This is a genomic window from Pseudomonas sp. ICMP 10191 (genome assembly GCF_001467335.1).
Taxonomy (GTDB): Bacteria; Pseudomonadota; Gammaproteobacteria; order Pseudomonadales; family Pseudomonadaceae; genus Aquipseudomonas; species Aquipseudomonas cerasi.
Genome location: NZ_LKGW01000172.1, coordinates 1 through 2,849, shown reverse-complemented (window position 1 = coordinate 2,849; position 2,849 = coordinate 1). Strand labels below are relative to the sequence as shown.

Below are 2,849 nucleotides of genomic sequence, written 5' to 3'. Positions count from 1 at the left end.
GCCAGAGTGGCACCCGCCAGCAAGGCCGGGAAGATTTCCTCCACCGACAGGTCGAAATTCAGGGTGTTCTGCTGCAGCACGGTGTCGGTGGGGGACAAGTCAAACAGCCGCGCCGCATCGACGCTGTAGTTGACCAGGCCGCGATGTTCGATCATCACGCCCTTTGGATTGCCGGTGGAGCCGGAGGTATAGATCACATACGCCAGGTTGCGCACGCCAAGGGTCGGTACCACCGGGTTGTCATCACACTCGGTGAGGCCCTGGCAATGATCGGCATCGAGCAATACCAGCGGCATCGACAGTGTGGGCAAACGCTCCTGCACGCCGCGCTGAGTGAGCAGCGCCGCTGGCTGGCTGTCATTGATCATGTAAGCAAGACGCTCGACCGGATACGCCGGGTCCAGTGGCATATAAGCAGCACCGGCCTTGAGCACACCGAGCAGACCGACCACCATTTCCACACCGCGTTCGACGCAGATCGCCACCCGGTCATCCGGACTAATGCCCAGGCCGATCAGATGATGAGCCAGACGGTTGGCCTGACGATTCAGGTCGGCATAGCTCAGGCGCTGCCCGTGGAAAGCCACGGCGATGGCGTCAGGCTGCGTGCGTACCTGTGCCTCAAACAGGTGCTGAATGCACAGGTCCGTCGGGTAGTCCTGGCGGGTCTGGTTGAGGGTCTCCAGCAGCAGGTTGCGCTCGACGGCGGGCAACACATCCAGCTGCGTAACGGCGATCTGCGGTGTGTGCGCCAGCGCATCGGTCAATTGCTCCAGAGCGCACTGCATCATGGCGCCCAGGCGTTGCGGATCCGCGGGCTGCACGCTGTGTATCATCAGGCTGAGGTCATTGCCGTAGTCGTCGACCGACAGGCACAACGGGTAGTTGGTGCGCTCGGAGCTGTCGAGCAGGCGCAGGCCCGGCCATTGCAACTGACTGTCCTGCCCCTGGTGCCGATAGTTGAGCAGGCTGGAGAACAACGGCAGCGCCGTGGCCACGCTACTGCAACGTTGGGCCAGGGCCAATGACGCCTGCTCGTGGCTCAGTAATTCGCTGAGATCACGGTGGGTGTCCATGACCAGCTCGTGGATGCCTTGCGTGGCCAGTTGCACGCGAACCGGCAGGGTGTTCATGAACATGCCCATGGCCCGCTCGGCGCCGACCGTACCTTGCAGGCGGCCGGTGACCACGGTGCCGAAGACCACATCATCGCGACCGGTACAACGGGCCAGCACCTGGGCCCAGGCGACATGGAACAGCACCGCCGGGGACATACCGCGTTCCCGGGCCTGAGTCCGGATACATGCGCAGAGGTCACTGCTCAATGCCAGTTCGAACTCTTCGACGTCATTGCCGTTGCCCTGAACTTCCAGCAGGTCGAACGGAACGGTGGGGGAATCGACATCAGCCAGGCGGCGGGTGAAGTAGGCTTCGTGGGCACTTGAAGGGCTGGCGAGGGTCTGCGCGACAAAATCCCGGTAAGGCTGCGGTGGCAGCAGGTCTGCGCCCTGGCCTTGCATCAGCAGGCGAATTTCTTCGAGTATGAGCTCCAGAGTGACGTGGTCGCTGACCATGTGGTGATCAAGCAGCGCCAGTAGCCAACGATCCGAGTTGGGGTCACCAGCAATGTAGGCGAGCAGCAGCGGGGCCTGTCGCAGGTCCAGGCTCAGACGATTGGGATCAGTGAGACGATCCACCTGGCTGAGTGCGTCTTCATCCGGTGTCAGGGTGAGGGTATGTACCGGGAATTGCGCCTGGCGATGCACCACTTGCACCGCTTGCGGCAGGCCGAGCCAATGCACCGAAGTGCGCAGGACATCATGGCGGTCGATAACCGTTTGCAGGCCCCCAAGAAAGGCGTCAAGACGCGCGCGGCTGTCGAACTCGATCATCGAGCGCATCAGGTAGGCGTCGCGCTCAAGATTCAGCAGGTGATGGAACAGGATGCCTTCCTGAAGCGGTGCCAGCGGGTAGATGTCCTGGATATTGGCGGCTCCGCCGGGAACGGCCGAGGTGATCAGTTCAATCTGATCGACGCTTAGTTCTACCAGCGACAACATGTCCGGCGTTAATTGCGTGCAGTGGGCCGGAATACGGTTGGCCGGTGCCTGGAACAGGGCTTGTTTGTCCTGGCTGATAGCCAGGGCCATTTCACGCACGCTGGGGGCAGTGAATACAGTCTTTACGTTGAGATTCAGGCCCTGCTTGCGCAGACGTTCGATCAGCGAGACGGCCAGCAGTGAGTGGCCACCCAGTTCGAAGAAATGGTCGTGACGCCCGACCTGCTCGATGCACAGCAGGTCTTGCCAGATAGCCACGATCCGCTCTTCGGTTTCGCCTTGTGGGGCTTCATAGCCACGGCTGATCAGTGCATCAGCGTCCGGGGCTGGCAAGGCCTTGCGGTCGAGCTTGCGGTTCGGCGTCAACGGCAAGGCGTCGAGGATCATGAATGCGCTCGGCAGCATGTACTCGGCCAGTTGCGGCGCCAGTTCGGCACGCAGTTCAGCGGCTGTAAGCTGGCTTTGCGGCTGGCCAACCACATAGGCCACCAGGCGTTTGTCTCCCGGGTTATCTTCCCGAGCGACCACCACCGCTTCCTTGACCCCNTACGGCCGTCAGCCATGTAACGTGCCAGGTCTCCGGTTTTGTACATCCTGGCATCAGGGCTGCTGCTGAACGGATCCGCCAGGAAGCGTTCGGCGTTGACCTCTGCAAGGTTCAGGTAACCGCGGGCCACGCCGTCGCCACCGACGAAAATTTCACCGGCCACGCCATACGGAACCGGTTGTTGACGGGCATCAAGCAGGTAGATGCGGGTGTTGGCCATCGGCTTGCCGATGGTCGCGTTG

The 2,849-nt window shown here is 61.9% G+C and carries 2 protein-coding genes; both read right to left on the bottom strand.

The window, feature by feature from the left end; genetic code table 11:
• Nucleotides 1-2,549, bottom strand: a 2,549-nt coding sequence (locus AO388_RS25420) for an AMP-binding protein (protein ID WP_236713977.1), incomplete at its 3' end; no start/stop codon positions are given.
• The gene (locus tag AO388_RS30500; protein WP_442963830.1) at nt 2,444-2,827 is read right to left on the bottom strand and encodes a hypothetical protein; all 384 of its coding nucleotides are present in this window, start codon (nt 2,825-2,827) and stop codon (nt 2,444-2,446) included. The genes AO388_RS30500 and AO388_RS25420, both read right to left, overlap by 106 nt.
• Nucleotides 2,828-2,849 lie beyond the last annotated feature (22 nt).